This window comes from Belnapia arida, from assembly GCF_016773205.1.
In the GTDB taxonomy this organism is placed as follows: Bacteria; Pseudomonadota; Alphaproteobacteria; order Acetobacterales; family Acetobacteraceae; genus Belnapia; species Belnapia arida.
The window spans coordinates 1-2,521 of sequence record NZ_JAETWB010000122.1 but is presented as its reverse complement, the minus strand read 5'-3'; the positions used below and the strand labels follow the sequence as shown (position 1 = coordinate 2,521).

The 2,521-nt window shown below is 64.0% G+C and carries 3 protein-coding genes; 2 read left to right on the top strand and 1 reads right to left on the bottom strand.

The genetic code is table 11. The features are described 5' to 3' along the window. The first annotated feature begins 194 nt into the window (after positions 1 to 194). Both JMJ56_RS32920 and JMJ56_RS32915 read left to right on the top strand, forming a co-directional pair. Positions 195 to 1,499, top strand: a complete 1,305-nt coding sequence (locus JMJ56_RS32920) for a tyrosine-type recombinase/integrase (RefSeq protein ID WP_202836089.1) — start codon at positions 195 to 197, stop codon at positions 1,497 to 1,499. Continuing rightward, on the top strand, positions 1,460 to 1,804 hold the full coding sequence (locus tag JMJ56_RS32915; protein WP_202836088.1) for a hypothetical protein: 345 nt from the start codon (positions 1,460 to 1,462) through the stop codon (positions 1,802 to 1,804). Before JMJ56_RS32920 ends, JMJ56_RS32915 begins: the two co-directional genes overlap by 40 nt. An 8-nt stretch (positions 1,805 to 1,812) precedes the next feature. Here JMJ56_RS32915 and JMJ56_RS32910 read toward each other — a convergent pair whose 3' ends face one another. Further along, positions 1,813 to 2,388, bottom strand: coding sequence for a recombinase family protein (locus JMJ56_RS32910; RefSeq protein WP_202836087.1), 576 nt, complete (start codon positions 2,386 to 2,388; stop codon positions 1,813 to 1,815). Between the last annotated feature and the right edge of the window lie 133 nt (positions 2,389 to 2,521).

Below are 2,521 nucleotides of genomic sequence, written 5' to 3'. Positions count from 1 at the left end.
GATGGTGGGTGCGACAGGGATTGAACCTGTGACCCTTGCCGTGTGAAGGCACTCTTCGGTTTCGGGCACAAGGTAACCTTTAGCAAACAAGGGCTTATCCGCGGCTTGGCCATGCTGATGGCGCCCAGATTGTTGACTATCCGCTGACTGATTCGGCCTCGCGAAAATCCCAAGCTTGAGCGACACCCCATGAGATGGACGACGGTGGCGCAATCAAGCGGCGGATCGGGTTGCGGGAGGTGAGGTCGCTCCAGCCAGGGCAGATCATATGGGACTCCGTTGTAACGGGCTTTGCGGCCCGGCGACAGACCGGCCCCAAGATCAGCTACGTCATTATCTATAGGACCCGGCAGGGTCGTCAGCGCCTCTACACCATTGGCCGCCATGGGAGCCCCTGGACACCGGATGATGCCCGCACCGAGGCAATTCGCCTGCTCGGCGATGTAGCTCGGGGTGATGATCCTCTTTCAGCCCGCCAAGCCATGCGGACTACCACCTCGATCACTATAGGCGATCTGTGCGACCGGTACCTCGCCGACGCCGAGGCCGGACGACTGCTGACCCGGAGCCGCAGAGCCAAAAGGCCCTCGACCATCATCACCGACCGTAGCCGCATTGAGGCTCATATCCGGCCGGTGCTGGGTGCTCTGCCCGTCACCGCCATTACCCGCGACGATGTGGAGCGGCTGATGAACCGGATCGCCGAGGGCGGCACCAGCAAGCGGATCAAGCTGGATAAGCGCCACGCCCTATCCAACGTTCGGGGCGGCAAAGGCGCCGCCGGCAGGACGATCGGCTTGCTCGGCGCGATGATGACCTATGCCATCCGGCAGAACTTGCGGACCGACAATCCAGTGCAAGGTGTCGTGCGGCCAGCCGATGGCCGACGTGAACGGCGACTGCGTGATGATGAGTACGCTGCCCTTGGCGCTGCGCTGACCGTTGCCGCGGATCATGCGATCTGGGCACCCGGCGTTGCGGCAATCCGGTTCATGCTGGCCACCGGATGGCGCCGCGGTGAGGTGCTGGGGCTTCGGTGGTCGGAGGTTGATCTGGCACGGCGAACTGCCAATCTGGCTGACACCAAGACCGGCAGTTCTATGCGCCCCATCGCCGAGGCGGCCTGTGTGGTGCTGCGGGAGATGCCGCGCGATGGGGAGATGGTGTTTCCGGCGCCGGGCGGCGACATGCCGATGGCCGGGTTTCGCCGGGTCTGGGTGAGGATTGTCCACCGAATGGCCGGGCTGCCGGAGGACATCACTCCTCATGTCCTGCGCCATTCCTATGCCAGCCTCGCCGCCGATCTCGGTCTGGCTGACTCCACGATCGGGTCGCTGCTCGGGCATCGTGGCCACACCATCACCCGACGCTACATCCACAGCGCTGACGCCGCTCTGCTGACCGCCGCTGACACCGTGGCCGAGGGGACGATCAGGCTGCTGTCGCCGGTTGATGAAGGATGCGGATCGCCGAGTGGGTTTGGTATACTATCCAGATGACGCACCCAACCATCGAACAACGTATCCGCAAAAAGCTCCACCGCATGCAGCACGATGATGCCCGCGAGGCGCAGCGCAGCACGCCGGAGGCATTAGTCACCGACCTCCGGGTGCGCCTGAACGAGCAGTTCCCCAATGCTACGCCGGATGCGATTGAGGCCGAGATCGAGCGACGGTTAGCTCGCGGCTCTCAGCCGACTTCGGCGGTCGTGCCGCCCAATCCGGGCATCCCGAAGGATGTCCTGGCTGCGCGGCGTGCAGAGCGCAAAAAGGTGGTGGCCTCGGGCAGGAACCTACGCCGGTAGCCTCTGGCCTAGCCGGCAGCGACATTCGACGATCGACCGCCCGGCAAATGACGATAGAGCGTCGAGGGCGCGCACCCAAGCTGCCGCGCCACCTCGGCTGCCGTCATCGTCCCACTGGTCAGCATGGCTCTGGCCGCACGAACCTTGGCCTCATCTAACGCTGGAGGGCGTCCGCCACGACGGCCGCGGGCTGTTGCAGCAATCAGGCCGGCACGGGTTCTCTCGACAATGATCTCGCGCTCCATCTGCCCGAGCGCCCCAAGGATATTAAACAGAAACCTGCCGCTCGGCGTCGAGGTATCGATGCTCTCGGTCAAGCTGCGCAGAGCGATGCCACGATGCTGAAGCTGTTCTGCGATCTCAATCAGGTGCCGCAGGGAGCGGCCGATGCGGTCAAGGCGCCAGCAGACGATGGAGTCCCCGGCGCGGGCTTGTTCCAGCAGCTTGGCTAGTTCGGCCCGATCCGACCGGGTGCCGCTCGCCGTCTCGACAAAGATGCGCTCGCAACCGGCGGCGCGCAGGGCGTCCAGTTGCAGGTCATGGTTTTGGGACGCGTCACTCACGCGGGCGTAGCCATAGTGCATCCAGTTCTCCCGAAACCCGTCACCGCCCGCACAAGTGGGACAGCGGTATCAGGATAAGGATTCAAGAGAGATTTGTCGCGACCCGTCCGCGTGAACTCGGAGACCTATTCGGGATTCCTGAATTCGACCGTTT

Coding starts and splice junctions, on each gene's coding strand:
- JMJ56_RS32920 (WP_202836089.1), top strand. CDS start 195: ATGGACGACGGTGGCGCAATCAAGCGGCGGATCGGGTTGCGGGAGGTG.
- JMJ56_RS32915 (WP_202836088.1), top strand. CDS start 1,460: ATGCGGATCGCCGAGTGGGTTTGGTATACTATCCAGATGACGCACCCA.
- JMJ56_RS32910 (WP_202836087.1), bottom strand. CDS start 2,388: ATGCACTATGGCTACGCCCGCGTGAGTGACGCGTCCCAAAACCATGAC.